Annotated in this window: 26 protein-coding genes; 9 read left to right on the top strand and 17 right to left on the bottom strand. The window is 45.2% G+C overall.

Translation table 11 applies throughout. The annotated features are described in order from the left end of the window. Positions 1-12: 12 nt before the first annotated feature. Positions 13-579: an elongation factor P gene (gene efp / locus APB76_RS13510; RefSeq protein ID WP_038203787.1), complete on the bottom strand. Its 567-nt coding sequence runs from the start codon at positions 577-579 to the stop codon at positions 13-15. 32 nt (positions 580-611) lie between these two features. Between efp and epmB the strand changes: the two genes are divergently transcribed. The 3 genes from epmB (at position 612) to APB76_RS13495 (ending at position 3,666) form a co-directional block, all read left to right on the top strand. Then, on the top strand, positions 612-1,634 hold the full coding sequence (gene epmB / locus APB76_RS13505; protein WP_054963533.1) for an EF-P beta-lysylation protein EpmB: 1,023 nt from the start codon (positions 612-614) through the stop codon (positions 1,632-1,634). Continuing rightward, positions 1,634-2,128 carry a type II secretion system protein gene (locus tag APB76_RS13500; RefSeq protein WP_054963534.1) on the top strand — a complete coding sequence of 165 codons (495 nt, stop codon included), beginning with the start codon at positions 1,634-1,636 and terminating at the stop codon, positions 2,126-2,128. The genes epmB and APB76_RS13500 overlap by 1 nt, the downstream gene beginning before the upstream one ends. Before the next feature lie 212 nt (positions 2,129-2,340). Further along, positions 2,341-3,666 (top strand): anaerobic C4-dicarboxylate transporter, encoded by a 1,326-nt coding sequence (locus tag APB76_RS13495; RefSeq protein ID WP_054963535.1) that lies wholly within the window; start codon positions 2,341-2,343, stop codon positions 3,664-3,666. 67 nt (positions 3,667-3,733) lie between these two features. Here the strand turns inward: APB76_RS13495 and pfkA are convergent, their stop codons facing one another. From pfkA to APB76_RS13480, 3 genes are all read right to left on the bottom strand, one after another. Continuing rightward, positions 3,734-4,696 carry a 6-phosphofructokinase gene (pfkA, locus tag APB76_RS13490; protein WP_049843014.1) on the bottom strand — a complete coding sequence of 321 codons (963 nt, stop codon included), beginning with the start codon at positions 4,694-4,696 and terminating at the stop codon, positions 3,734-3,736. A 258-nt stretch (positions 4,697-4,954) separates the two neighbouring features. Continuing rightward, positions 4,955-5,863: a CDF family cation-efflux transporter FieF gene (fieF, locus tag APB76_RS13485; RefSeq protein WP_049843013.1), complete on the bottom strand. Its 909-nt coding sequence runs from the start codon at positions 5,861-5,863 to the stop codon at positions 4,955-4,957. A gap of 111 nt (positions 5,864-5,974) precedes the next feature. Further along, on the bottom strand, positions 5,975-6,475 hold the full coding sequence (locus tag APB76_RS13480; RefSeq protein WP_049843012.1) for a CpxP family protein: 501 nt from the start codon (positions 6,473-6,475) through the stop codon (positions 5,975-5,977). 184 nt (positions 6,476-6,659) lie between these two features. Here APB76_RS13480 and APB76_RS13475 point away from each other — a divergent pair, with 184 nt between their 5' ends. The 4 genes from APB76_RS13475 (at position 6,660) to trmL (ending at position 10,046) form a co-directional block, all read left to right on the top strand. Then, positions 6,660-7,355, top strand: coding sequence for a response regulator (locus APB76_RS13475; RefSeq protein WP_049843011.1), 696 nt, complete (start codon positions 6,660-6,662; stop codon positions 7,353-7,355). Further along, on the top strand, positions 7,355-8,740 hold the full coding sequence (gene cpxA, locus APB76_RS13470) for an envelope stress sensor histidine kinase CpxA (protein WP_054963536.1): 1,386 nt from the start codon (positions 7,355-7,357) through the stop codon (positions 8,738-8,740). Before APB76_RS13475 ends, cpxA begins: the two co-directional genes overlap by 1 nt. Before the next feature lie 74 nt (positions 8,741-8,814). Then, positions 8,815-9,432, top strand: coding sequence for a superoxide dismutase (locus APB76_RS13465; RefSeq protein WP_049843009.1), 618 nt, complete (start codon positions 8,815-8,817; stop codon positions 9,430-9,432). Positions 9,433-9,569: 137 nt separating this feature from the next. Next, positions 9,570-10,046: a tRNA (uridine(34)/cytosine(34)/5-carboxymethylaminomethyluridine(34)-2'-O)-methyltransferase TrmL gene (gene trmL, locus APB76_RS13460; protein WP_054963537.1), complete on the top strand. Its 477-nt coding sequence runs from the start codon at positions 9,570-9,572 to the stop codon at positions 10,044-10,046. A 216-nt stretch (positions 10,047-10,262) separates the two neighbouring features. Here the strand turns inward: trmL and trpS are convergent, their stop codons facing one another. The 12 genes from trpS to pilM all read right to left on the bottom strand — a co-directional run bounded on the left by trpS (position 10,263) and on the right by pilM (position 21,525). After that, the gene (gene trpS / locus APB76_RS13455) at positions 10,263-11,300 is read right to left on the bottom strand and encodes a tryptophan--tRNA ligase (RefSeq protein WP_054963538.1); all 1,038 of its coding nucleotides are present in this window, start codon (positions 11,298-11,300) and stop codon (positions 10,263-10,265) included. Positions 11,301-11,415: 115 nt separating this feature from the next. Further along, a complete protein-coding gene (locus tag APB76_RS13450; protein ID WP_054963539.1) occupies positions 11,416-12,096 on the bottom strand; it encodes a phosphoglycolate phosphatase in 681 nt (226 codons plus the stop codon). Positions 12,097-12,100: 4 nt separating this feature from the next. Further along, the gene (gene rpe / locus APB76_RS13445; RefSeq protein ID WP_049843005.1) at positions 12,101-12,772 is read right to left on the bottom strand and encodes a ribulose-phosphate 3-epimerase; all 672 of its coding nucleotides are present in this window, start codon (positions 12,770-12,772) and stop codon (positions 12,101-12,103) included. Positions 12,773-12,878: 106 nt separating this feature from the next. Beyond that, positions 12,879-13,706 (bottom strand): Dam family site-specific DNA-(adenine-N6)-methyltransferase, encoded by an 828-nt coding sequence (locus APB76_RS13440; protein ID WP_054963540.1) that lies wholly within the window; start codon positions 13,704-13,706, stop codon positions 12,879-12,881. Positions 13,707-13,807: 101 nt separating this feature from the next. Beyond that, positions 13,808-15,295, bottom strand: a complete 1,488-nt coding sequence (locus tag APB76_RS13435; protein ID WP_054963541.1) for an SPOR domain-containing protein — start codon at positions 15,293-15,295, stop codon at positions 13,808-13,810. An 87-nt stretch (positions 15,296-15,382) separates the two neighbouring features. Beyond that, positions 15,383-16,471 carry a 3-dehydroquinate synthase gene (gene aroB / locus APB76_RS13430; RefSeq protein WP_054963542.1) on the bottom strand — a complete coding sequence of 363 codons (1,089 nt, stop codon included), beginning with the start codon at positions 16,469-16,471 and terminating at the stop codon, positions 15,383-15,385. Positions 16,472-16,499: 28 nt separating this feature from the next. Continuing rightward, the gene (gene aroK / locus APB76_RS13425) at positions 16,500-17,018 is read right to left on the bottom strand and encodes a shikimate kinase AroK (RefSeq protein ID WP_049843001.1); all 519 of its coding nucleotides are present in this window, start codon (positions 17,016-17,018) and stop codon (positions 16,500-16,502) included. 176 nt (positions 17,019-17,194) lie between these two features. Continuing rightward, on the bottom strand, positions 17,195-18,883 hold the full coding sequence (locus APB76_RS13420) for a type IV pilus secretin PilQ (protein WP_054963543.1): 1,689 nt from the start codon (positions 18,881-18,883) through the stop codon (positions 17,195-17,197). Between the two features lie 20 nt (positions 18,884-18,903). Beyond that, positions 18,904-19,413: a pilus assembly protein PilP gene (locus tag APB76_RS13415; protein WP_054963544.1), complete on the bottom strand. Its 510-nt coding sequence runs from the start codon at positions 19,411-19,413 to the stop codon at positions 18,904-18,906. Next, entirely contained in the window at positions 19,403-19,990 is a 588-nt protein-coding gene (locus APB76_RS13410; protein WP_054963545.1) for a type IV pilus inner membrane component PilO, read from the bottom strand. Before APB76_RS13410 ends, APB76_RS13415 begins: the two co-directional genes overlap by 11 nt. Further along, on the bottom strand, positions 19,983-20,540 hold the full coding sequence (locus APB76_RS13405; protein ID WP_054963546.1) for a PilN domain-containing protein: 558 nt from the start codon (positions 20,538-20,540) through the stop codon (positions 19,983-19,985). The genes APB76_RS13410 and APB76_RS13405 overlap by 8 nt, the downstream gene beginning before the upstream one ends. Beyond that, positions 20,530-21,525 (bottom strand): type IV pilus assembly protein PilM, encoded by a 996-nt coding sequence (pilM, locus tag APB76_RS13400; protein ID WP_054963547.1) that lies wholly within the window; start codon positions 21,523-21,525, stop codon positions 20,530-20,532. The genes APB76_RS13405 and pilM overlap by 11 nt, the downstream gene beginning before the upstream one ends. A gap of 141 nt (positions 21,526-21,666) precedes the next feature. On the opposite strand from pilM, the gene APB76_RS13395 reads away from it, so the two are divergent. Next, complete coding sequence (locus APB76_RS13395; RefSeq protein WP_054963548.1) at positions 21,667-24,186, top strand: penicillin-binding protein 1A; 2,520 nt, start codon at positions 21,667-21,669, stop codon at positions 24,184-24,186. A 74-nt stretch (positions 24,187-24,260) separates the two neighbouring features. Here the strand turns inward: APB76_RS13395 and oxyR are convergent, their stop codons facing one another. Then, a complete protein-coding gene (oxyR, locus tag APB76_RS13390; protein WP_049842994.1) occupies positions 24,261-25,154 on the bottom strand; it encodes a DNA-binding transcriptional regulator OxyR in 894 nt (297 codons plus the stop codon). Positions 25,155-25,326: 172 nt separating this feature from the next. On the opposite strand from oxyR, the gene APB76_RS13385 reads away from it, so the two are divergent. Next, positions 25,327-26,058, top strand: coding sequence for a glutathione peroxidase (locus tag APB76_RS13385; protein ID WP_054963549.1), 732 nt, complete (start codon positions 25,327-25,329; stop codon positions 26,056-26,058). Positions 26,059-26,151: the final 93 nt, after the last annotated feature.

Genomic DNA, 26,151 nt, shown 5'->3' with positions numbered 1-26,151 from the left:
CCTAAACTAGGCTTATTTTACGCGGCCCACGTACTCACCAGAGCGAGTATCGACTTTGATCACTTCGCCAATTGCGATGAACAGAGGAACGCGAACAACAGCACCTGTTGATAGTGTTGCTGGCTTACCGCCTGTACCCTGAGTATCACCTTTTAGGCCAGGGTCAGTGTCAGTTACTTCAAGCTCAACGAAGTTTGGTGGTGTCACTACAATTGGGTTACCGTTCCATAGTGTTAGCATACACGTATTGTTTTCTACCAACCACTTAGCGTTGTCGCCTACCGCTTTCACATCTGCTGCGATCTGCTCAAATGTTTCGTTGTTCATAAAGTGGTAGAATTCGCCGTCGTTATATAGATAATCTAGGTCGATATCCATTACGTCTGCAACTTCACAAGTTTCACCAGACTTAAAGGTTTTCTCTAGCACTTTACCAGAAAGAAGCTTACGAATTTTTACACGGTTGAACGCTTGACCTTTACCCGGCTTAACGTATTCGTTTTCCAAGATAACGCAAGGCTCGTTATCAAGCATTAGTTTCAAGCCGCCTTTAAATTCATTGGTGCTAACAGTAGCCATTTTTTCCTCTTACATTCTTAGAGCTAAATTCAATGCCGCACATCATAACCCGAAAAGTTGTTTCTGTTGAGCAAAACTGGCTCAAACAGCTAGCGAATGGGATCTCTGATCCTGCAAAACTGCTAGAGCAGCTCGAAATAGATCCTAAGCCATGGCAAGACGGATTTGCTGCTCGCAAGCTTTTTGCACAGCGTGTTCCGCAAAGTTTTGTCGATAGAATGGAAAAAGGCAATCCATTTGACCCTCTTTTACGCCAGGTTTTACCGCTAAGCGAAGAGTTTGAAGTACATCAGGGTTACTCCAACGATCCATTGGAAGAGCAAAGCAATGCCATCCCAGGCTTATTACACAAATACCGTAACCGCGCGTTAATGATCGTCAAAGGCGGCTGTGCAATTAATTGCCGTTACTGTTTCCGTCGCCACTTCCCTTATGATGAAAACAAGGGAGCAAAATCAGTTTGGCAGCAAAGTTTGGATTACATCCAAGCGCACCCTGAAATTGATGAAATTATTCTATCAGGTGGTGACCCACTAATGGCAAAGGATGAGGAGCTTACATGGCTGATTGCCCATATTGCCGATATCAAGCATATAAAGCGCCTACGTATCCACTCTCGATTGCCGGTAGTGATCCCTGCTCGTATTACGGAAACACTCACTCAACTTCTGCATGAGACGCGCTTGCAAGTCATTTTGGTCACTCATATCAATCATGCACAAGAGATCGATCAAGAACTGACAACTCGATTAAGTCAACTTAAGCAAGCTGGCGTTACTCTTTTAAACCAAGGTGTTATGCTTAAAGGAGTCAATGACAGCGTTGAGAGCCAGGTTGAACTCAGCAACGCACTATTTGATGCTGGAATTTTACCTTACTACATTCATGTACTAGATAAAGTACAAGGGGCTGCCCATTTTTACATTTCTGACCAGAAGGCAAAGGCCATTATGTCAGAGCTAATGGAGCAGGTATCTGGCTATCTAGTACCAAAGTTAACGCGCGAGATTGGTGGGCGAAAAAGTAAGACCCCGCTCGATTTACATTTAGAGTAATGATGAAAAACACACGCGGCTTTACGCTAATAGAACTGGTAATTGTGATTGTTATACTCGGCATACTTGCCGTCACCGCCCTACCTCGCTTACTCGACCTGCAAAGCGATGCTCGTACTTCTGCTTTGCAAGGATTAAAGGGGGCAATGCAAGGTGCCAATGACCAGTTGATCGGTGTATCTGCTGTCGCAGCTCTCGACACTGCTGCGAGTGGCTCCGTCACTATAGAAGGAGAAAGTATCAGCATTGTTTACGGTTATGCTAAGGCAGACAATGCCAATACTTGGGCGAAGATCCTTGATGCGAGTATTGAAGACGCCACCTTCGGTGCTGAGGGAGCAGACTGGTATTTCAGTAATACTAATGCCAATGATGGCATCATCTTATATATGCCCGGTAGTAGGCGCCAGTCTTCTCTTAATTGCTACCTGCAATACACCGAAGCCACTTCAGGCGCCACACCAAGTATTAATTTGACCACTAGCGGCTGCTAACTCGCGAGATAAGCCGCAGAAACCGCAAACTTAACTCGTGATTTCTGCCAATAGCCTAAAACAAAGCTTTGTTTACCGTGAAATATTTGATTCGAAACAAGGAATAGCTCGATAGTCAACCTCTGAGGCTAGAGAAGCAAATAGGCTCACGTTTCCATCTACCTCTTTTGGGTAGCATAACCCTATCTTTTATACCAATGTAGGGTTTGATTATGTTTTACGTGCATATGCTCCTGCTTCTGACGGTTATATTTATTGGTATCCGCCATGGAGGCATTGCTTTCGGTTTGCTCGGGGGCTTAGGTGTTTCGGTTCTCGCATTCGTATTTGGTGTCGCACCGGGTTCACCACCGATCAGCGTAATGTTGATCATTCTTGCTGTTGTCGCAGCCTCAGCAACCCTTGAAGCGACAGGCGGCTTAAAGCTCCTGGTAAAGTTTGCTGAGCGATTGCTGCGTAAACATCCAAACCAAATTGTTTTTCTTGGCCCGCTTTGTACCTATTCGTTAACCGTATTAGTTGGCACAGGTCACTCAGTCTACCCACTACTGCCTGTTATTTATGATGTTGCCTATAAAAAAGGTATCCGCCCTGAGCGCCCAATGGCGATGTCAACCGTAGCTTCACAAATGGGTATTACCGCTAGCCCGATCGCTGCAGCAGCAGCCGTCGTTATGGCAACAGCCGCCGACAATCACCTAGATATCAGTCTAGTCAATGTCCTACTAGTGACCATTCCTGCCACATTAACAGGTGTATTAGTAGGCTGTACGTGGAGTCTGAAACGCGGGAAAGAACTGGAACAAGACCAAGAGTTTATCGAACGTTGCCAAGATCCAGAGTTTAAAGCTCAACTGATTGACGAAGTACTACCAGATGAAAGCGAACCAGCGAGCCAGCAAGTCGCTAAACGCGGACTGGGGATCTTTTTAGCAGGTATCGCAACGGTTATCTTTGTTGCCATGTTCGGTAAAGATCTCGGGTTGCTTCCAAGTGGCGTTAAGATGTCAGTAGCTATTCAGTTCTTGATGCTATCTGTCGGTGCCTTGATCCTACTGACGACTAAGGTAGAACCTAAGAAGATCGTTCACAGTAACGTGTTTATCGCTGGTATGACTGCGGTGATCATTATCTTTGGTATCGCTTGGATGAGTGACACTATTATCGGTTTCCACAAGCCTTACTTAATCAGCCTGGTTAGCGATATTGTCGCAGCTCATCCATGGACATTTGCCATTGCAATGTTCGTGGTGTCGGTATTTTTGAAGAGCCAAGCAGCAGTGCTGACCATCATGCTACCACTTGGGTTTGCGATGGGTATTCCAGCTCCCGTCTTAATCGGTGTGCTTCCAGCATGTTATGCCTACTTCTTCTTCCCATTCTACCCAAGTGACCTTGCAGCGATTACATTTGACCGCTCTGGTACTACTGAGATTGGTAAGTACGTTCTTAACCATAGCTTCTTGTTGCCAGGCTTTATCGGCGTGATTACCGCAACAACGGTGGGTTACGTTCTATCGACTATGCTAGTCAACTAACCTTGCTTCAATAAACAAAAAGCCAGTTGGTTTCCCAACTGGCTTTTTTATTTAATATGATGCTGGCTTAGAATAGCTCTTCAGCAACCTTGAATAGATCTTCACGTACTGGGCGCTTCATGTTCTCGATAGCGTCGATAATATCGTGATGAACAAGTTGCTCTTTTTGAATACCCACACAACGACCACCGTGACCTTCCATCAGTAGATGCACTGCGTAGTTACCCATGCGAGATGCAAGCACTCGGTCAAATGCAGTCGGACGGCCACCACGTTGGATGTGACCTAGAACCGTTGCGCGAGTCTCACGACCTGTCGCCGTTTCGATCTCTTTTGCTAGCTCGTTAGCATCCATCATTAACTCAGTTAGAGCAATGATCGCGTGCTTCTTACCTTTAGCGATACCATCTTGGATATTGCTGATCAGTTTTTCTTTATCCAGACCAGTTTCAGGCGTGATGATGTATTCACAGCCACCAGCAATTGCAGACATCAGGGTAAGATCACCACAATGACGGCCCATAATCTCTACAATAGAAATACGTTGGTGTGAAGATGAAGTATCACGTAGACGGTCAATCGCGTCGATAACAGTGTTCAATGCTGTTAGGTAGCCAATCGTGTAATCCGTACCTGCGATATCGTTATCGATAGTACCAGGCAAGCCGATACATGGGTAACCCATTTCTGTTAGCTTTTTAGCACCCATGTAAGAGCCATCACCACCAACAACAACCAGAGCTTCAATACCGTGTTTCTGTAAGTTTTCGATTGCTTTTTGACGCACTTCCACTTCTTTGAACTCTGGGAAACGCGCAGAACCTAAAAACGTACCGCCTTTATTGATTACGTCAGAAACACTTGAACGATCTAGTTTCTCGATACGATCTTCATAAAGACCTAAGTAACCATCGAATACACCGTAAACTTCTAGTCCTTCAGAGAGCGCTGTGCGAACCACGCCGCGTACTGCTGCGTTCATACCTGGTGCGTCACCGCCACTCGTCAAGACACCGATCTTCTTAATCATGCTCACCCTCGATTTTTGGGAATCTTATTTCAATTTTTACGTTGGTCGCTTTCAATAAGCCACCAACTAAATTCCTTTAACTGCGCAATATGTTACCTTTCCTAATCAGGAATACTAGATATATTTGCGCCAAATTATGTAACTTTTCTACTTATGTAAGAGTATTACAGCTTTACCAATAGGCATCATTGATACATATCAGGATCACAGTTAAAACTGCTATCGCTGAAAAGATAGCCAATAACTGACACTTTTGCGTTACCAACCTTGCGACTTCTGAGCTTTTTCTGATCCTAGTACCACAGAATATGGGTCTTGATGGATCAGTACATCTGAATGAGGATAAAGCTCAAGTAGTTTATCTTCTACCTCGTCAGAGATTCGATGCGCTTCAATTAATCGGATATTGTCTTCCAACTCTAAGTGCAGCTGGATAAATCGAGTTGGGCCCGACATTCTAGTCCTCAGTTGATGCACACCCAATACGCCTTCAACCTTTACACAACACTCTCGAATCGCTTTTAGCTCTTCATCTGGTAATTTGCGATCAAGCAGTGTTTGGATTGCTTCTTGAACCATCTTAAACGCACTGTATAAAATATAGACACCAATCCCGATTGCAAACACCGAATCAGCTTGAGTTATACCAAACCAGCTTAAGCCGAGTGCTAGCATGATCGCAGCATTCATATAGAGGTCAGATTGATAATGGAGTGAGTCTGCGGCAATGGCTTGGCTACCCGTTTTATTCACCACATGCTTTTGAAAACGCACCAGTGCGAAAGTCACGACGATGGCGAACAAACTGACATAAACACCATACTCTGGTGACTGTAGGTCATGGGGTCTAAAGAAGCGCTCAATACCACTTAAAATCAAGAACACAGCCGAGCCAGAGATAAACATCGCTTGTGCTAATGCAGCTAGCGACTCTGCTTTGCCGTGACCAAAAGTATGTTCTTTGTCTGCGGGCTGGAGTGAATAACGCACCACAATCAAATTAACCAATGACGCGGCAATATCAAGCATGGAGTCAATTAACGAGGCCAGTAAGCTCACCGAACCTGTCACCCACCAAGCCCCAACTTTTACCACCAGTAAGAGTGTTGCCACGATAGTGGCTGTCCATGCAGCCATAGTGACTAAGCGAGCATATTCTTGTTTCATAGTGCTTTGATTATTAAACAAACATCCCCTAAGTATAACCTTAGAATTGTTGAATAAAAATGGCACAAAAAAGGCGGCTCTCTAGCCGCCTAATAAAAAGGTCGCTCCTAATTAGCGCGAAAAACGCTGTTGCATTTTTTCTTGGCATTTCGCCGAACGCTCTTTTTGTAGTTCGACAAACTTTGTTTTCTGTTCTGGAGTTAATATGCTCATCATCTGGTGCTGCTTCTCAAGCATTTTCACTTTGCGCTCCGTTTGCTGTTCGACCATGACCTTAGCTAGCTCGCTAGCTGCCGCTTGGTCAAAGTTATCTGCTAGAACTAATGCCTGCACTTTGTCTTTTTGAGCTTGCATCTCTGCGTGGCGTGCTTCAAAGTTATCTTTAAATGCGGCTTTCATCTCTTGCTTACTTGCTTGGCGCATCTCTTTGATTTGGTCTTGTTGCGCATCAGTGAGATCAAGCTGGCGCATAATGCCACGGTCAAAGCCACCACCACATTCACCATGACCACCTTTCTTACCATCTTTGCCACCGAATGCGAATGCGCTGGCCGTACCTAGAGTTAGAGGAAGAACAACTGCCGCTACTATAAGTTTCTTTGTCATTTTCATAATCGTACCTTTCACTTTATCTATTGGATTGAGCTGTTCTCACAGCGCTTGAGTGTAGAATACGACCTGCTGCGTAAAGCAACGTATGGAGAGAGTAAAGAATCGTAAAGAGCGACAATGACCCTAAATCAATTGGTCATTTAACAGTAATATATAGATATCCAACTTATGTAGAGACCTTGCTATGCCAAATATCTTATTGATTGATGACGATACCGAGCTAACTAGCTTATTAAAAGAGGTCCTATCCTTTGAAGGCTTTGACGTGTCTGAAGCGAACAATGGCGAAGAAGGATTGGCGCTGCTCAATGACAAGATTGATCTTATATTGCTTGATGTAATGATGCCGAAGCTCAACGGAATGGAAACACTGAAAAGATTAAGAGAGAGCTGGCAAACACCGGTGTTAATGCTCACCGCCAAGGGCGAAGAAATTGACCGAGTCATTGGTTTAGAACTTGGCGCTGATGATTATCTGCCAAAGCCATTTAGCGACAGAGAGCTGCTTGCACGTATTCGCGCTATCTTACGTCGTACTCAGAGCAATGGTTCAGGTAAAAGCACTAAAAGTTCAGACTGTATTGAGTATCAAGATATTCAGATTTACCCAGGTAAACAGGAAGCTTACTGTCAGAGTCAGCAAATAGAATTGACCACTACTGAGTTTGCTCTGCTTAGTCACTTTATTCAAAACCCAGGACAAACCCTGACCAAAGAGGCTCTAAGTTTGGATGTTCTCGGTAAACGACTTGCCGCCTTTGACCGTGCCATTGATATGCATGTCTCCAACCTGCGTAAGAAGCTGCCAGAAAGAGAAGATGGTAAATCGAGGATCAAAACCTTGCGTGGACGTGGCTACTTACTGGTAGAGGAAGATTAATGCGTCTGCCTAAAATTACTAGCTTATACGGGCGTATCTTCGCAATATTTTGGTTTACCATGTGTTTGGTGCTGATGGCGGTACTTTCACTGCCGCACCTAGATCCAAGAAAAGCACGAGATATTCCAGTTGAGCATTATGAGCGAATGATCGAACTGAAAAACAATATCGAAAAGCGCTACGCTAAAGATACCAACCTTGCTCGCGTATTGTTTAAGCTTGAAGGAGGTAAACGCTCATCACGAGATCCTCGCCCACGTTTCTTTGTCACTGACTTAGAAGGCAACCTGCTCACCACGCAAAACCACAAAGATTTTAAGTATCGCGCACTGCAAAACTTTATCACCAGCGTCGAAATCGATAGCCAACCCAAGCAAAAACTCTATGGTCACTATATGCTTGCAGGTCCACTCCCCGTTACTTTAGCTAAGCAAGACCTGCTGCTATATGTCGGCGTGAAATGGAACCAGCCACCACCTTTCTTATTGCGTATGTTTGATAGGCCATTCCAGTTGTTGTTTGCGGTTATGTTGGTTAGTACCCCGCTCCTACTCTGGCTAGCATGGGCACTAAGCCAACCTGCTCGTAAACTTGAACGTGCAGCAAAACGCGTCGCTAAAGGGGAATTTATTATTGACCCAGAGCTTGAAAAAGGCACCAGTGAATTTCGCCAAGCGGGAGCAAGCTTTAATCAGATGGTAGAAGCCGTTAACCAGATGATCTCAGGCCAGCAGCGCTTACTATCGGACATTTCCCATGAGCTTCGCTCACCGTTAACTCGACTACGAATGGCAAATGCACTCGCTACCCGAAAACAAGGCGAAAGCCCAGAGTTAACGCGTATTGATACTGAAGCACAGCGCTTAGAGCAGATGATTGCCGAGCTGCTAGAGTTGTCACGCATGCAGGTTGACAGCCATCTAACGAGAGAGCCTCAACCTATGGCTAGTTTATGGGAGGCAATTCTTGCTGATGCCCAGTTTGAAGCCGAACAGATGGAGAAAGCGCTTACCTTTAATGCCATTCCTGAGCGTATTATTTCCGGAAACCCAAAACTGTTGATGAGCGCCTTAGACAACATTGTCCGCAATGCTATCTATTACGGTCGAGACCGTATCGAAATTGAGTTTACTGAATCTCATCAACAAATCATGATTGCGGTTGATGACAATGGCGAAGGGGTACCCGACCAAGAGTTAGATGCGATTTTCAGGCCGTTCTACCGAGTATCGACTGCACGAGATAGGCATAGCGGCGGAACGGGGTTAGGTCTGACTATCACTGAAAGTGCGATACGCCAACACAGTGGGTCCATTGTGGCCAAACGCAGCAAGCTCGGCGGGTTAAGAGTCGAAATAACTCTACCACTCGGTGCTGATAAATAACCCGACAAAAGATATAGTTGATAATGGATCTCATTACCATTTAAAGTAAGTCCTTCAATTATGGAGGATTTACTATGTCTCACACTTTTCCAGAACTTCCTTACGCATACGACTCACTAGAGCCTTACATTGACGCAAAAACAATGGAAGTCCATTACAGCAAGCATCACCGCACTTACTTTGATAAGTTTGCCACCGCAGTTAAAGGGACTGAACTAGAGTCCGCATCACTACATAATATCTTTGCCAATATATCTCAGCACCCTCCCGCTGTACGTAATAATGGTGGCGGTTACTACAACCATATTCTCTACTGGAACTGCATGACACCGAACGGTGGAGGCGCACCTCAAGGAAAGCTCGGTGAAGATATCGTGTCTACCTTTGGTAGCTTTTCAGCCTTCCAAGAAAAATTCACTCAGGCAGCAATCAATACCTTTGGCTCTGGCTTTGCCTGGCTGATTGTGAAAGATGGCAAGCTGGTGATTACTTCAACTAGCAACCAAGACAACCCTCTGATGGATGTGGCGACTGAGCAAGGTGAGCCCATCTTGGCTCTCGATGTATGGGAACATGCTTACTACATCAGCTACCAAAACCGTCGCCCTGACTATATTGAGGCTTGGTGGAACGTCGTCAACTGGGACGCCGTGAGCGAGAACTATGCCGTTGCTCTAGCTCAACACTCATAACAACAAGCATTGAACTAACAAGGTCGAACTTGGCGGCTCTGTGCCGCCACAATGCCTAAGCATTTTTATGTTCAGAAAATCAATTGGATTGGTATTATACTCTCTAGCCTATGAACCATCAGCGTAAAGAGTTAGTCATGTTTGATATCGCCTTGTACGAACCAGAAATTGCCCCGAATACGGGTAACATTATTCGCTTATGCGCCAACTGTGGAGCCAACCTTCACTTAATCGAACCACTTGGTTTTGATCTAGAAGAGAAGAAAGTACGCCGAGCGGGATTGGATTACCATGACCTAGCACGCGTTACCCGCCACAAAAATTACCAAGCTTTTGTCGAGTACCTAGAAAAAGAACGCGACGAGTACCGCATCTTTGCTTGTACGACTAAGACAACAGGCCATCACGTCGATGCCAACTTCCAAAAAGGTGACGTACTGCTGTTTGGCCCTGAGACACGCGGCCTGCCTGCAGATTTAATTGAAAATATGCCGATGGAACAACGTATTCGCATTCCAATGATGCCAGATGCGCGTAGCTTGAACCTGTCTAACGCGGTTGCCATCATTGCTTTTGAAGCGTGGCGTCAGATGGGGTTTGAAGGGGCTCAGTAACGGGAAGCGAGAAGCGAGAAGCGAGAAGCGAGAAGCGAGAAGCGAGAAGCGAGAAGCGAGAAAAAATTAAAGGGTTGGCGCAATGTGTCAACCCTTTCTCTTTCAGCGTAAACATCTAAGTCTTAACAAAAACTACCAACGTTTCTATCTCGAAGGGCGAAGCCCGCTCTCGATTCTCGGAGAGAAACGTTCTAGCATCTGGCTGTCTGCTCGGCCCTACGGGCGAGCCACAAAGCCAACCGCTTGGTATGCTTTCTTCAATGTTTCAGCGGCGCGAGCCGAAGCTTTCTCAGCACCTTGCTTCATCACGCAGTCCATGTAAGCGCGATCTTCACGAATGCGGCGATATTCAGCTTGGATTGGCTCAAGCATTGCCACTACAGCTTCCCCAACATCTTTCTTGAATGGACCGTACATTTCAACGCCTTGGTACTGAGCTTCAATCTCTTCAAAGCTCATACCTGTAGCTGCCGAGTAAAGACCCATTAGGTTTGAGATACCCGCTTTGTTATCCCAATCATGGGCAATGCGTGGTGGCGTCTCGGTATCAGTTTGCGCTTTGTTGATCTTCTTGATGATCGACTTAGGATCTTCAAGCAGAGTAATCACGTTCTTGCGGTTGTCGTCTGACTTAGACATCTTCTTAGTGGCATCTTGCAGGCTCATTACACGCGCATTCACTGTCGGAATATACGGCTCTGGCACTTGGAAGATTGACTGCTCTGGCGAGTAGATGTTGTTAAAGCGGTTGGCAACATCACGCGCAAGCTCTAAGTGCTGCTTCTGATCACTACCTACTGGTACTTGGTGAGCGCCGTATAGCAAGATATCTGCAGCCATAAGTACTGGGTAATCAAATAGGCCCACGTTTACATCACCAAATTGGCTAGACGAGTCTTTCGAGTAACGGGCTGACTTGTCCTTAAACTGAGTCATACGGCTCAGCTCACCCATTTGGGTGTAACAGTTAAGAAGCCAACCAAGTTGAGCATGCTCTGGTACGTGTGACTGAACAAATAGCGTGCTCTTTTGCGGATCAACACCAACGGCAAGACAGATTGCAAGTGCGTCTAGAGTGGCTTCATGCAATGCTTGCGGATCTTGGCGAACCGTAATTGCGTGAAGGTCTACCACACAGTATTGGCAATCGTAATCATCTTGCATCTGTTGCCATTGACGTAGAGCACCCAAGTAGTTACCGATACTTAGTTCACCTGATGGTTGAACACCACTCAATACAATGGGTTTGCTCATGGGAATAGTTCCTTTGACTTCTTATGCTAAATAATGAAAAAACCGTGTGGTTTCTACCCACACGGTTTACTCAGTGTACTCATTGGCGAGTATTTTGAAAGCTCTTTTATCGCTGTTAGGCTGAAACCGTTAAGAGTTCAGCTAAATCTGCGAGAGTATCTGCGACATAATCTGGCTCAGAGGCAGAAATCGGCTCTCCGTGGTTGTAACCGTAAGTAAGACCAAACGAGTGACAACCTGCATTTTTCGCGGCTTTGATGTCGTTACTTGAGTCGCCAACCATTAACATTTGTTGTGGCTGACAATCATGCTTTTCAAGCAACCAATTCAATGCCATTGGGTTTGGCTTTTTCTCTGGGAAAGTATCACCACCAATCACATCTACAAAGTATTGAGCAATGCCGTGCTTAGTAAGAACATCTGGCACAAACTTAGATGGCTTGTTGGTCACTAATGCCATGATAAAACCAGCTTGATGCAGCTCTGCCAAAGTCTCTTTTACTGTTGGGTACAGGTGGCTTAGTTTGTGACCACTTTGCTCATAGTAATCGTCAAATAGCACTCTTGCTTTAGCTTGTAGCTGTGGGTCAAGATCGGGGGATACCGTTAGACTACGACTTAACGAGCGACTAATAAGCACATCTGCACCATTACCAACGTAATCACGAACCTGCTCTTCTGTTACCGCTGGGTATCCCAATGCCTGTACTGCTTGGTCCGCCGCAACAGCCAAATCAGGCACACTATCAAGCAGCGTACCATCTAAATCAAAAGCGATAAGTTTAATACTGCTCATCGAATCAGTTAACCTTTACTAGTTCAGCGCGCATTTGGTCGATCACTTGTTTGTAATCAGGCTGGTTAAAGATAGCCGAACCTGCGACGAACATATCTGCACCTGCTTCTGCGATCTCTTTAATATTCTCAACCTTAACGCCGCCGTCGATCTCTAAGCGAATATCGCGGCCAGACTCATTAATCATTTTACGTACCGCACGTAACTTATCGAGAGTCTTTGGAATAAACGACTGACCACCAAAGCCAGGGTTTACTGACATAAGCAGAATCAAGTCCACTTTGTCGATGATGTACTCTAGGTGAGATAACGGCGTGGCTGGATTAAGAACTACACCCGCTTTGCAGCCATGCTCTTTTATCAATTGCAGCGTACGGTCAACGTGCTCAGATGCTTCGATATGGAAAGTGATCATCGACGCACCCGCTTTAGCAAAGTCAGGAATAATGCGGTCAACTGGCTTAACCATTAAATGTACATCGATAGGTGCTGTGATGCCGTAATCACGTAGCGCCTGACAGATTGGTGCACCGAAAGTCAGGTTTGGCACGTAGTGGTTATCCATTACGTCAAAATGAACCACATCGGCACCGGCTGCGAGTACTTTCTCTACGTCTTCGCCTAGGCGAGCCATATCTGCAGACAGAATCGATGGAGCGATAAGGAAATCTTTCATACCTGACCTCTAGTATTAATTAGGCATCATTGCACACTGAAGAAACTTTGCGCGCAATTCTACCTAAGCTCAAGAGCAGAAGATAGGGAAGCATGATGAAATGTGATTATTTGCTTTCAACAGGCTTGAACAAAGCTAATAGCTCATCAACTTTATTGCGGCCCGCGCCATTGCGGCTGATGGTGCGCTTAACTTTGACAACACTTAACTCAGCACCATGATATAAGCGACGCGTTAATGTCGTGTCGTGGTTTGAGATCAGTACCGGAATACCGCGTTCAACCGCCGCTCTCTCAGCAACATCGGCCAAAGCAGCCTGGTCATCTAGGGTAAAGCCATTACCTGCATAAGAGGTGAAATTCGCGGTGGTCGACAAAGGAGCATAAGGTGGGTCGCAGTAGACTACGCTACCTTTACGCGCACGCTTGAATGTCTCGTGGTAACCTTCACAGACAAACGTCGCTTTCTTGGCCTTTTCAGCAAAAAATTCTAACTCTGCTTGTGGGAAATATGGCTTCTTGTATGAGCCAAACGGCACATTGAAACCACCTTTTTTATTGTAACGGCATAGACCATTAAAACCAAAGCGGTTCATGTAAAGGAATGCCAACGAGCGATACATCACGTCATCAGTCGCATTGAACTGAGCTCGAATATCCAAATATACTTCTTTGCGATTGTTCTCTGGACAGAACCAGCGCTTGGACTCCGAGATATACGCTTGCGGGTTCTCTTTAAGCAGGTTGTAGAGGTTAATCAAGTCTGGGTTGATGTCTGCGAGTAAGTACTGATCATAGTCAGTGTTAAGAAATACAGACCCGGCGCCTACGAACGGTTCTACCAGCTTACGAGCTTCTGGCAAGTGACGCTGGATATCTTCGACAAGTCCGTATTTTCCACCCGCCCATTTCAGGAAGGCTCGCTGCTTCTTCATCTACTGCTCTATCTATCAACCACAAATTAGGGCTGCGGAATGTAACATATTTTGCGATTAATCTCAGGCATTTTTGCGATTGCACCTTGTTTCTAATTGTCTTAGTTAGTGCGGTCAATCTCTCGTTGCACTTGGCTTAGTGACTTAGCCCACGGTTCTAAGTTTTGCAGCTCAGTGGATAAACCTTGAACGGCATCACGCGCAACCTGAATGGTTGGATAATTCTGGTATGTCACTATGTACCAATCGACTCCATTGCGCTGAGTAGGATAAATAAAGACTTGATTAGCGAGTTGATGACGATCGATAAACTTCTGTACTTCTTCAAGTGAATTTACCGCCGCCAATTGCAGAGTGTAACTACGTGGTGAAAAGCTTTTTAGTTCATCTTTGGTAAAAGAGAATTTGATCACCGTTGAACTTGGTGCCGCCTCTTCCGGTACTTCTGGTTGTGGAGCAGCTTGTTCCTGAGGTTTTACAACCTGATCGACTTTAGATTGCTCAACAACTTGTTTAATTTTACTGGTATCCACTTGCTCAGCTTTGCCTTCCATTAAGGCATCCACCACATCAGATTCTATCACCACACGTTGATGGTCGTTATCTGTGTTACCGACACTCAATACTTGCTCCGTCACATCGGGTGGTAAGGCGAGTGAGTCGTCTTCAGCGCTAGCCATGGTAGGGTCAACCACGGGTTCGGGCTCTATCACTGTACTTTCAGCACCGGAGGTGACCTCCGGCAAAGTTGGAATTACCGTCTGCTCGATAGATTCTGCTATCTGTTGCGCTTTGTCATCGGGAGATGGCTGCGACATCATCCACCAGTAACCACCACCAATGAATACCAGTAGCGTGACAACCAACAACGCAATATTGATGGGTGAGCCCACAATTGAGCGGATAATAATCCTTTTTTCCACTTTATGATCCCCTAGAGCCATGATTTCGCCCGGACGGCGAGCAACTGTTCGATACGCGTTACGAACGCGTTTCTCCATGTCATCTTCGACAAACCGAATCACTAATTGTTCAAAGAATCGATCCGCCTCTTCTTGGCTAAGTGGTTCAATTTCAAGATCAATCGGCTTGTGTTCTTGACCATAACCCAAACGAGTCAGCAATGCATCTAGACTGTTCGATTGAGCGAACAACAACACATTCACCGTCCAACCTGGGTTGACTTGCGCTTCGAGAACCAGCATCCACAGTTCAGAAACAAAGGATTCGGTCAGCAAATGGGCATCATCGATCGCAATCACCACATCACAGGTTTCACCTTGCATGATGCGCGAAAAAGATTCGACCAACGAGTCTGCCGGATTAAAAAGAGGTTCAGAAATCAACTGAGTGAGAATTGTAGAACGACGCTGAGATTCATCTTGATTGGGATAACACATCAGTAAAGACTGGTTTTTGTCTTGTGCCCACGCCTCAAGATAGTATTGCGCCAGCCAAGTTTTCCCCGCACCTGGAGCACCACTAAGTGTCACTAGATTCGAGCCAAAATTAGTCAGCAACTGCAAACGTTCTAGCAGTTCTGTTTGTGAGTCTAACTCCAACACACGTGGGTCATGCGCCAAGCTCATTGCGTTATCCTAATGAAAATACGCGTAATACCAAACTAACGCAACGGCCAATGGCCTAGGTTAGGTTGGTACCACTAACAACAAGAATTATACTGTGCGCGCAAAGTCGATTGCTTGTTCAATGACCGACTCAGGGACACCTTTTACTACATCGGCTGTGCCGATACTGGTAGGAAGCACCAGACGAAGCTCACCAGCGAGTACTTTCTTATCGCGCATCATATGCTTGATAAAGTCGGCATACGACATCGTCTCTGGCGTCTGTACTGGCAGTTGGGCTCTTTTCAGTATAGAAATAATTCGTTCAACTTGCTGCTCATTGATAAGACCTTGAAGTTGAGCCGTTTTTGCAGCCATTACCGTACCAGCAGACACAGCTTCACCATGTAGCCAATTACCATAACCTAACTCAGCTTCAATCGCATGACCAAATGTATGACCTAGGTTCAGCAATGCGCGAATTCCCGACTCTTTTTCGTCCTGTGCAACGACTTCTGCTTTTATTTCACAACAACGAGCAATCGCATAAGTAAGGGCTTGCTCATCGAGCTGATAGAGTTTATCTAGGTTCTCTTCTAACCATACAAAAAAATCTTGGTCGTAGATAATACCGTATTTGATCACTTCAGAAATGCCAGCAGCAAACTCTCTTTGCGGCAGTGTTTTTAAGCAGTCGGTATCGATGACTACAGCTTTGGGCTGGTAAAAGGCCCCAATCATGTTTTTACCTAACTTGTGGTTAACTGCAGTTTTCCCACCCACAGATGAATCTACTTGCGACAATAAAGTTGTCGGGATTTGAACAAAATCGACACCTCGCTGGTAACACGCGGCAGCAAAACCCACCAAATCACCAATCACCCCTCCCCCAAGAGCAACTACGACAACATCACGGGCATAGCTTCCTTCAAGCAGGTAACTCATAATAGTGTTGAAAGTCTCTAACGATTTGTACTGTTCACCATCTGGCAGTTCAAGAACGGACGCTTCGCAACCGAGCTGTTCAAGAAGTGAGAGGATTTTATCGGCGTACAGTGGTGCAACAGTGACATTCGAAATCACCACCACTTTTTGTTTTGCCGATAAGAAAGAGAGGTGGGCCGGATCATTAAATAATCCGGCACCAATTGAGATTGGATAGCTACGCTCATCTAAGCTGACCGTAATCCGTTCCATGGGTATTCTCCAGTTGCTAAAAAAAGTCTTAACGTTCTTCTAGCATTTTTACGATCTGGTTGGCTACCACTTTTGCACTTTGATCGTCTGTACGTACTGTGTAATCCGCAATTTCTTCGTAAAGTGGGTTGCGCTCGCCTGCAAGCGATTCTAGCACTTCACGTGGATTATCAGTTCGTAATAATGGTCGCTTCTTGTCGCGGTTAGTGCGCGCAAGCTGCTTTTCAATCGTTGTTTCTAAGTAAACAACAATACCGCGTGCAGAAAGGCGATTGCGGTTTTCTTTGCTCTTGATTGAACCGCCACCTGTTGCAAGTACAATACCTTGCTCTTCAGTGAGGTCGTTAATCACTTTTTCCTCGCGATCGCGGAAGCCTTCTTCACCTTCTACGTCAAATACCCAAGCGATATCTGCGCCAGTACGTTCTTCAATAACGGTATCAGAATCAACAAACTCCATATGAAGTTGTTGAGCTAGATGTCTACCGATAGTGCTTTTGCCGGCACCCATAGGGCCAACAAGGAAAATATTGCGTTTCTCAGCCATGTTTAGCAGTAATTTACAACGTTAATTCAATGACATCACCACAAGAAAAGCCAGTGTGATACTAGCGATGGAGATGCTTGTGGCACCTATTCCTCACAGATAATTCGTGATAAGACCCGAAATTATCTAGATAAGGTGGCATTAATGCAAATTTATTTTCGTCCTTAACCGAATTCTTACTCAATAACGACCTTTGGAGTGACAAAAATTAACAGTTCACTCTTGCCCATTTGCTGGTATGTACGGCGAAACAGCACCCCAAATAAAGGTATATCACCTAACAGTGGAACTTTCTCCACTGCATCGGTCACGCTATGTTGAAAGATGCCGCCGAGTACCACGGTCTCCCCATTGTCCACCAGCACTTGAGTACCGATGCGTTGAGTATTGATCGCTACCGCTTCCCCGGTACCAGTTTTCACCACATCACCAGGCCTATCTTGAGTGACATTCAAATCGAGAATAAGTCGGTTGTCAGGCGTAATTTGCGGTGTCACTTTTAAACTCAGTACTGCCTTTTTAAAAGAAACGCTTGTTGCACCACTTGATGAGGATTCTAAATAGGGAATCTCACTACCTTGCTCAATATAAGCAGGTTTCTTATTGGTGGTGATCAAGCGCGGGCTAGAGATAACCTCAGCTTTCGACTCCCTCTGCAATGCCGAAAGCTCAAGATCGAGTAACATCTCTGAGCCAAGTTTCGCGACTTGAAAGGCTATCGTTGATGCATTGGCAGAGGTCGCGGCGAGATTGACATTGAGCATGTCATCAATCGGCACTGTTTCAAACAAGTTGGCTTCTATACTGCCGCCAATAGAGGTGCTGCCATTAGTGTTGCTAAAACCCCAACGGACACCAAGCTCATCTAGGTTTCCTTCATTGACAGTGACAATGCGCGCTTCAATTTGCACCTGTTTAGCAGGAACATCTAGCGCGTCGACAATAGAACGAATGGTAACTAGGTTTTCCTCTAAGTCTCTAATTAACAAAGTATTGGTTCGTTCATCGATACTCAACGAGCCTCGAGAAGACAGCATACTAAACTCTTCACCACCATCAATTAAATCTGCTATATCTGCAGCTTTAGCAAAGTTAACTTTGATGATATCCGATGTCAGCTCTCCTAGCTGCTCAGTCAAACGGACACGCTCTAAAATTTGTTGCTCATGAGCATCAAACTCAGGTTTTGGGGCCACTAGCACCACATTACCTTCAACTCGTTTATCTAACCCTTTGACCTGCAAAATAATATCAAGCACTTTCTGCCATGACACTTCCTTTAAGCGTAACGTCAGGTTACCAGTCACAGAGTCAGAGACGACGAGGTTGAAGTCATTGTAGTCGGCAATCAATTGCAACACGTTGCGAACCGGAATGTCTTGAAAATTGAGTGAGAGCTTTTTGTTTTTTTGTTCGACAATGCTGCTTTCTTCATTAGCGGTCTGTTCCAAAATCGGGATCACTGTCACGAATAACTTATTATCTTCTAGAAGATCTTGGTAGCTGAACTCGCCACCAATGGTCACCATAAGCACCACCTTATCTGGGTGGTGAAACACTTCAATATCACTAACATCAGTGCCAAACTCAGTGACATCAAATACCTTGATTAAATCATCTGTCACTTGGGTCTTTAGTAGATCTATTCTCAGTCCCTTAGCCACTTTCTGGATATCGACAATAGCGCGCGAGTCAAAGAATGTAAGCACAATTTGAGCATTGCGATGTTGATTAAGATTGAAATCCAACTGCTCTAATCGATTGATGTTCATCTCTTGCGCGTAGGTCGTGCAAGGTAGATAGGTTAATAGCAAAACAACGCATTGCAACCAGACCGTGACAAATGCGTTCATTCCTTTATTCATTTTGTTCTCAATCCATTATTTTACTTAAGCGCTAACTTGGTATCACGCAGATGCCAGCAGCCTAAACCGTCGGGAAGGGCTTCTTGAACTACCATATAATCAACCGCCACTTTGGTTACCTTACCGTGGTTCGGCCCTAAGTATTGACCAGGGGTAAGTTGCACTAAGTGGCCCGTTGGAGCTTCAACAAGTGCTGACACCTTACCTGAACGGCTCATCACACCTTTGAGACGTAATTGACTCAACGAAAACGACTCTAGCTGGCTTGCTTTACCTCGGAATTGGGGTTGCCAACACTCTTTTTCTCTCGCTTGCTGAGTGACAGATAAAGCCGCTTGAGGTAGTTCAAACGGCTGCCTGATGTTATGAGCGGTATAACGCGAGATTTGGACATCAATCATCGGCTCAAGCGCTCTGAGTTCTATCTGAACATCACGTTTTAGTTGCTTCAGATACACATCAAGTGGCTCTTGGTTCGCTTTGCAGCCTGAGACGATAACAATCCAGCACAAAAGGTGTTTAGCTTTCATCTTTGACCTCGGGTCTCAATTGGTAGGTATAGCCACGAACTCGAAAATGAAGCGTACTACTTTCTAAACTCACGCGGTGCCAATACACATCGTCAAAATTAATAATTCGAGGCAAGGTAGCAATTGCTTGAGCAAAGTCACCAATGTTGTGGTAGTGACCAGTTAACTCGATATTGAGGGGCAACTTATAGAGAAATTCCTGACTGTGTTTTTGCCCCCAATCAATACGGGTGAAAGTGAGTGAGTTTTTCAAACCCACTTGATTGACTGACGCCAACATAGAGGCGAGTTCTTTTTGTGCCGGTAATTGGCGAGAAAGAAAGTTGTAACGCAGTGCAAGCTCGTCTAATTGCACCTTTAATCGTGGTAGTAGCATGATCTTGTTGGTCTTAAGCGCAACTGACGCTTTATGTTGCCTCTCTTGCCGTTTTAACGCCTCAAGCTGTTCCTGCTTAGGGTGAATATAGAACCAGTAACCAATGCCCTGTAGAATCACAATAAGTAGAACAACGACCACAAGCTGATAAGCAAAAGGCCACTCACCAATCTCTTCAATGTCGAATTCGAACTTATTCATCCTCCCCTCCAAACAGCGAAAAAGAGACCCTGTAAGACTGATACTTACTGGCGAATCGCGCTGTACCGTGAACAATAGAGTGCATCTCTACATTCGTCAGAACCGGAGACTTTTCGAGGTTGTCCAGCATGGTAGCCAAATGAGAAGTAGAGTCGCTAATGCCCGCTAACTCGATTTGTCGACCATCCATCTTTAATTTGTCTACATACACTCCACGAGGAATAAGCTGGGGTAATAGATTCATAAAGTCGGTCGTTTTATTGCGCTGGTTTTGTAGCTGTTCAATCACCGCCAGTCGAGTCAGCAACGCTTGGTGCTCACCTTCGACGACTTTCAACTGGTTGAGTTGCTCATCAAGCTGTGACTCATAGCGAATGAGATAATTATTGCGCTTATCTTGCTGCGCTCGTTGCTGCTCTAAATACATGCCAATGCTCCACTGGATAAGCAAAGCAATACTGCCCCCAAGTATCATCAGCAATATAAAGCGCCTTTGACGCGATGCTCGCAGTTCTTCACGCCAAGGAAGCATATTAATGCTATGCAGCATGGTCCTGCTCCAACCAAGTCAAACCACGCAGAGCAATCCCCGCTGCCGAAGTAAACCGATATCCGTTGGCAAGTATTGAGAAAGATCGACCACGCTGAGGCAATGTCAACAAACTAAGTGGGTTGAGGTACTCGCACTCAATGTGTAAACGCCGAGTGACTTCATCTGCCAAAATTACAGTGTTTGCTCCAGGACCAGAAAGCCAGACTCCACTGATCACGACACCATGCACTGAAGCGATAAGCTGTAAACTACGTTGAATTTTGTCAAGTAACTCTGTGACAAAACGTTTGCTTTGTTGCCCCACCGCGATAGATCTTTCAGCTTGGTGTTTCCCTATATTGTTGTCTAACACCACTTCTTTGCAGTAAGGCGCTTTATCAGGAAAATCAATACACAATGAACTGCACTCAAAGTCGACGTTAACCAACAACCAGTCTGATTTGTTGTTCGCTCGTGCAGCAATTTGCCAAATATGAATCAGTGCGTGAGTGCGAGTGTCGACGATAATAGGCTGAAAAGATGCGCTTTTGAACAACATGGCCTGTTGCTCGACCACCTCTTTCTTAGTCGCATAGACTTGATAACTGGCTTTTGAATGGTCTCCACTATGAGATAATTGGACGTAATCTAGGTTCAACTCTTCAATCGGAAAAGGCGATTGATTAGAAAATGCTTGGGTAATAGCATATTCAATTTCATGACTGCCATGTACGCTATCTATCTGTAATATCTTACTTATTACTGCGTTATCTGGTATCGCCAATGCAACTTTGCTACTAAATCGCGGCAAACACTTCCTTAGTTCTTTGAGTTTCTTTACAATTTTCTGATAATTTGACATATGGTTATCAGGGAAAATGCCGACTTCGATTGGCAATTCTTGATAGTCGACAAGAGCAAATGCGCCCTTGTTTGGCTTAAGAACCACCGCTTTAATACTGTGGTGTCCAATTTCAATGCCTGTAACTAATGATTTACCCATGCAGCTTAGCTCCGTACTTTTTTGCTTAGCTCATACGCTTAAATTGATGGTTAAATAAGCACATAGACAAATTGAGCTAAATTTTTAGCTTAAAGTACAAGGGTTTGCATTTGGTGAACCCAATCAATCAGGGAATCTCCGGTGAAGTTCATAAAGCGCCTACTTATATTCACATTGATTTGCATAATTCTTGGGGTCGGTACGATATTCGGCTTCTACTTATATGTGAAACCAGAGCTACCAGACGTAGCGACACTGAAAGATGTTAAACTACAAACACCGATGCAGGTGTTTAGCCAAGATGGCAAACTGATCTCTCAGTTCGGTGAAAAACGTCGTATCCCTGTCACCTATGACGATATCCCCCAGCACCTGATCGAAGCCCTTATCGCAACGGAAGATAGTCGCTTTTACGATCATCCAGGAATCGATCCCATTGGTATTACCCGTGCCGCAGTGGTAGTTGCACTCTCAGGTTCAGCCAAACAAGGCGCGAGTACGATTACTCAGCAGCTAGCGCGTAATTTCTTCCTCTCTAACGAGAAGAAGATCATGCGAAAAATCAAAGAGATCTTCATTGCGATCCATATAGAGCAACTACTTAGTAAAGAAGAGATCATGGAGCTGTACGTCAATAAGATCTTCTTAGGCTATCGTTCGTATGGCTTTGGTGCTGCAGCGCAAACCTATTTTGGTAAAGAGCTTCAAGATCTAACTCTAAGCGAAATCGCCACTCTAGCAGGGATGCCAAAAGCGCCTTCGACCATGAACCCTATTTACTCTATCGAGCGCGCTACACATCGTCGTAATGTGGTGCTACTACGTATGTTGGATGAAAAATACATCACTCAAGCTGAGTATGACCAGGCGCGCGAGGAAGAGATCCTTTCTCGTTATCATGGTGCTGAAATCGAACTCAGTGCACCATATGTGGCTGAACTAGCTCGCGCTTGGATGGTGGCTCGCTATGGTCAAGAAGAAGCCTATACCTCGGGTATGAATGTCTACACAACTGTAGACTCCAAGCTGCAAGCTGCAGCGAATAAATCTGCTATCGACAACCTACTCGCTTACGATGAGCGTCACGGCTATCGCGGTGCTGAAAAAGTACTTTGGCAACCAGGTAAAGGCGCATTTGATGAACAGAAGATCGATAAGACACTGGATAACGTACCTACCTATGGTCAACTTGTTCCAGCAGTTGTCACCCAGGTAGATAGCAAACAAGTGACCGTTTGGGTTAAGAACCAAGGTGTTAATAGCATTGAATGGGATGGTATGAAGTGGGCACGTAAGTTCCTCACAGATGACCGTCAAGGACCAGTACCAACGAATGCCAAAGAGATTTTAGCCGAAGGTGAACAAATTTGGGTACGTCAGGTTGAGAATTTTGTTGAAGGTCAAGAGCCAAGTTTTGTATGGCACCTAAGCCAAGTACCCAATGCCAATACAGCGTTTGTGGCAATGAACCCTGAAAATGGTGCGGTACTCTCATTAGTTGGTGGTTTTAACTTTGTGCATAACAAGTTTAATCGTGCCACTCAGTCAGTTCGCCAGGTGGGCTCAAGTATCAAGCCATTTATTTATGCCGCTGCCATAGACAAAGGGCTAACGCTAGCCACTCTGATAAACGATGCACCTATTAACCAATGGGATAAAAGCCAAGGTACAGCATGGCGTCCTAAAAACTCACCACCAACTTACATTGGTCCTACTCGTCTGCGTATTGGTCTAGCGCAATCGAAGAACGTGATGGCAGTGCGTGTGCTACGTGAAGTTGGTCTAGATGAAACACGCCAATATTTGACTCGCTTTGGTTTCGATATCGACCAAGTGCCTCGGTCCGAAACCATTGCACTAGGTGCGGGGAGCTTAACCCCGATGAAAATGGCACAAGGTTACTCAGTATTTGCCAATGGTGGTTACTATGTCGAGCCTTTCTACATTGACCGAATTGAAGGGCCATTTGGTAACCTTGAGTTCGAATCATCACCAAAAGTGGTTTGTCATCAAGACTGTACCCTACCTGTCACCAACGAGAATGAATTTGCAGAGCAAGATGTTGTCACTGAAGACGCCAACGAGCCTCAATATGCACCTCAGGTTATCTCTGAGCAAACAGCATTCTTAATGCGCGAGATGATGTATAGCAACGTTTGGGGTGGCGGCAACTGGCGTGACGGCACTGGCTGGAACGGTACGGGTTGGCGTGCTCAGAAATTAAAACGTCGTGATATTGGTGGCAAAACCGGTACTACCAATGACTCTAAAGATGCTTGGTACAATGGTTATGGCCCTGGCATGGTGGCTATTTCTTGGGTTGGCTTTGATGACCATAACCGAAAGCTAGGCCGAACCAAATCGAACAGCAACCTAGGCAAAGACCAAATTACGGGGGCTGAAGCTGGAGCTAAAACGGCTCAACCTGCGTGGGTTAATTTTATGCGCACTGCACTTACTGGTGTCCCACAGCAAAGCAAAGAGATCCCGCAAAGCATAGTACGAGTACGAATTGACAGAGACTCGGGTCTATTAACTAATAAGTTCGACTCTAGCTCTATGTTTGAGTACTTCTTAGAAGGGACTGAGCCTACCGAGTATGTTACAAATGAAATTACTGACAGTATCTACTCCTCTGATGGCGGTGAAGAGCTGTTCTAACCATTAGTATACTGAAAATAAAAGAGGTTGATGTTTTCACATCAACCTCTTTTTTATTGTCTAGACACTCTACTTTAGCGGTTGTCTTCAAGCTGATTTTTTATCGCTTGTGCCAACTGCTCAAAGCGCGAGCGAAGAGGAGACCCTGGGCGATAAGCCAACACAATGCTACGCGATGGCTCCGGATTGGTTGCGGGTACATAACATACCCCATCTTTCTCTTTCTCTTTCGGCAACGACAGCTCTGGCAACAAAGTAATACCCGCGCCTGCGGCCACCATATTACGTAGCGTCTCTAGGCTAGTAGCTTTGAATCGCTCATCATCTTGTGCACCTGCGGCAAAACAGAATCCTAACGCTTGATCACGTAAACAGTGTCCATCACCAAGTGCCAACACGGTTTTCCCATTAAGCTCAAGCATATCGACTTGATCCAACTTAGCCCACTCGTGGTCACAAGGCACCGCAATACTTAATGGCTCGTTGTAGACTTCAATCTCTTTAAATGGTGCCGTTTCCGCAACTGACGCTAACACCAAACAGTCTAGCTTTCCATCTTCTAGCTGGCGCACTAGCTGATGCGTTTGCGCTTCATGGAGAAACAGTTCTAGATCAGGGAACGACTCTTTAAGCATTGGGATAATTTTAGGCAGTAGATAAGGGCCTACGGTCGGAATAAAACCGATATGCATTGGGCCGACCATTTCACCCGCTTGACCACTCGCCATATCTTTGAAGGTTTTCACCTCAGACAAAATGCGCTTAGCTTGGTCAACCAGTTGCAAGCCCGCATCAGTGAACAGTACTCGGCGACTACTGCGCTCTAAAAGTGCCGTTCCTAACTCATCTTCAAGTTTACGAATTTGACCACTTAATGTTGGCTGACTGACAAAACAAGCTTCTGCTGCTTTACGGAAATGTTTGTGCTCAGCAAGCGCGACCAAATACTCAAAGTCACGAATATTCATTACCTCTACTCCCCACCTTTAAGATAGAAATTACCTATCAAAACCATAACATTAAACGATTGGAGCTATCAAAGAATTTCTTCAATAATGACCCCATCGAGACAGAGCACAGTCACTACACTGATAAGACTCAATAATAAAATTACAATAATCCGCTATTAAGGAAACCAATATGTTTGCATCTAAAGAAGGTCAAAACGTACCACAAGTTACATTCCCTATTCGTCAAGGTGACGCTTGGGTTCACGTCACCAGTGACGAGCTATTTAAAGATAAAACCGTGATTGTGTTTAGCTTGCCAGGCGCTTTCACTCCGACTTGTTCATCTAGCCATCTGCCACGTTACAACGAGTTGTTCTCAGTTTTTAAAGACCACGGTGTTGATGAAATCATCTGTATGTCTGTTAACGATACTTTCGTAATGAATGCTTGGAAGTCAGACCAAGAAGCAGAAAACATCACTTTTATCCCGGATGGTAATGGCGAATTTACTGACGGTATGGGTATGTTGGTAGACAAGAATGACCTAGGATTTGGCAAACGCTCATGGCGTTACAGCATGCTAGTGAAAAATGGTGTGGTGGAGAAAATGTTCATTGAACCAAACGAGCCGGGCGACCCGTTCAAAGTGTCTGATGCAGATACAATGCTTAAACACGTAGCGCCAGAATTCAAAACACAAGAATCGATTACTGTGTTTAGTAAGCCGGGCTGTCCGTTCTGTGTCAAAGCTAAACAAGCACTGATTGACAACGACCTTCAATATGAAGAGATCATTCTAGGTAAAGATGCGACAACAGTAAGTTTACGCGCTATTTCTGGCCGCACTACAGTGCCGCAAGTCTTTATCGGTGGTAAGCACATTGGTGGCAGTGAAGAGCTAGATGCTTACTTAACTCAATAGTAACTGAGCGAGAAGTATTCAAAAAAACGAGCTAAGTAGCTAATGCCGATCAGTTAAGCCTAAAATGATCGGTTGAACGATCCTCCAAAGACG

The sequence above is a fragment of the Vibrio bivalvicida genome, assembly GCF_001399455.2.
GTDB classification, from domain to species: Bacteria; Pseudomonadota; Gammaproteobacteria; order Enterobacterales; family Vibrionaceae; genus Vibrio; species Vibrio bivalvicida.
The sequence above is the reverse complement of the archived record's forward strand: the minus strand, read 5'-3'. Positions and strand labels throughout refer to the sequence as shown.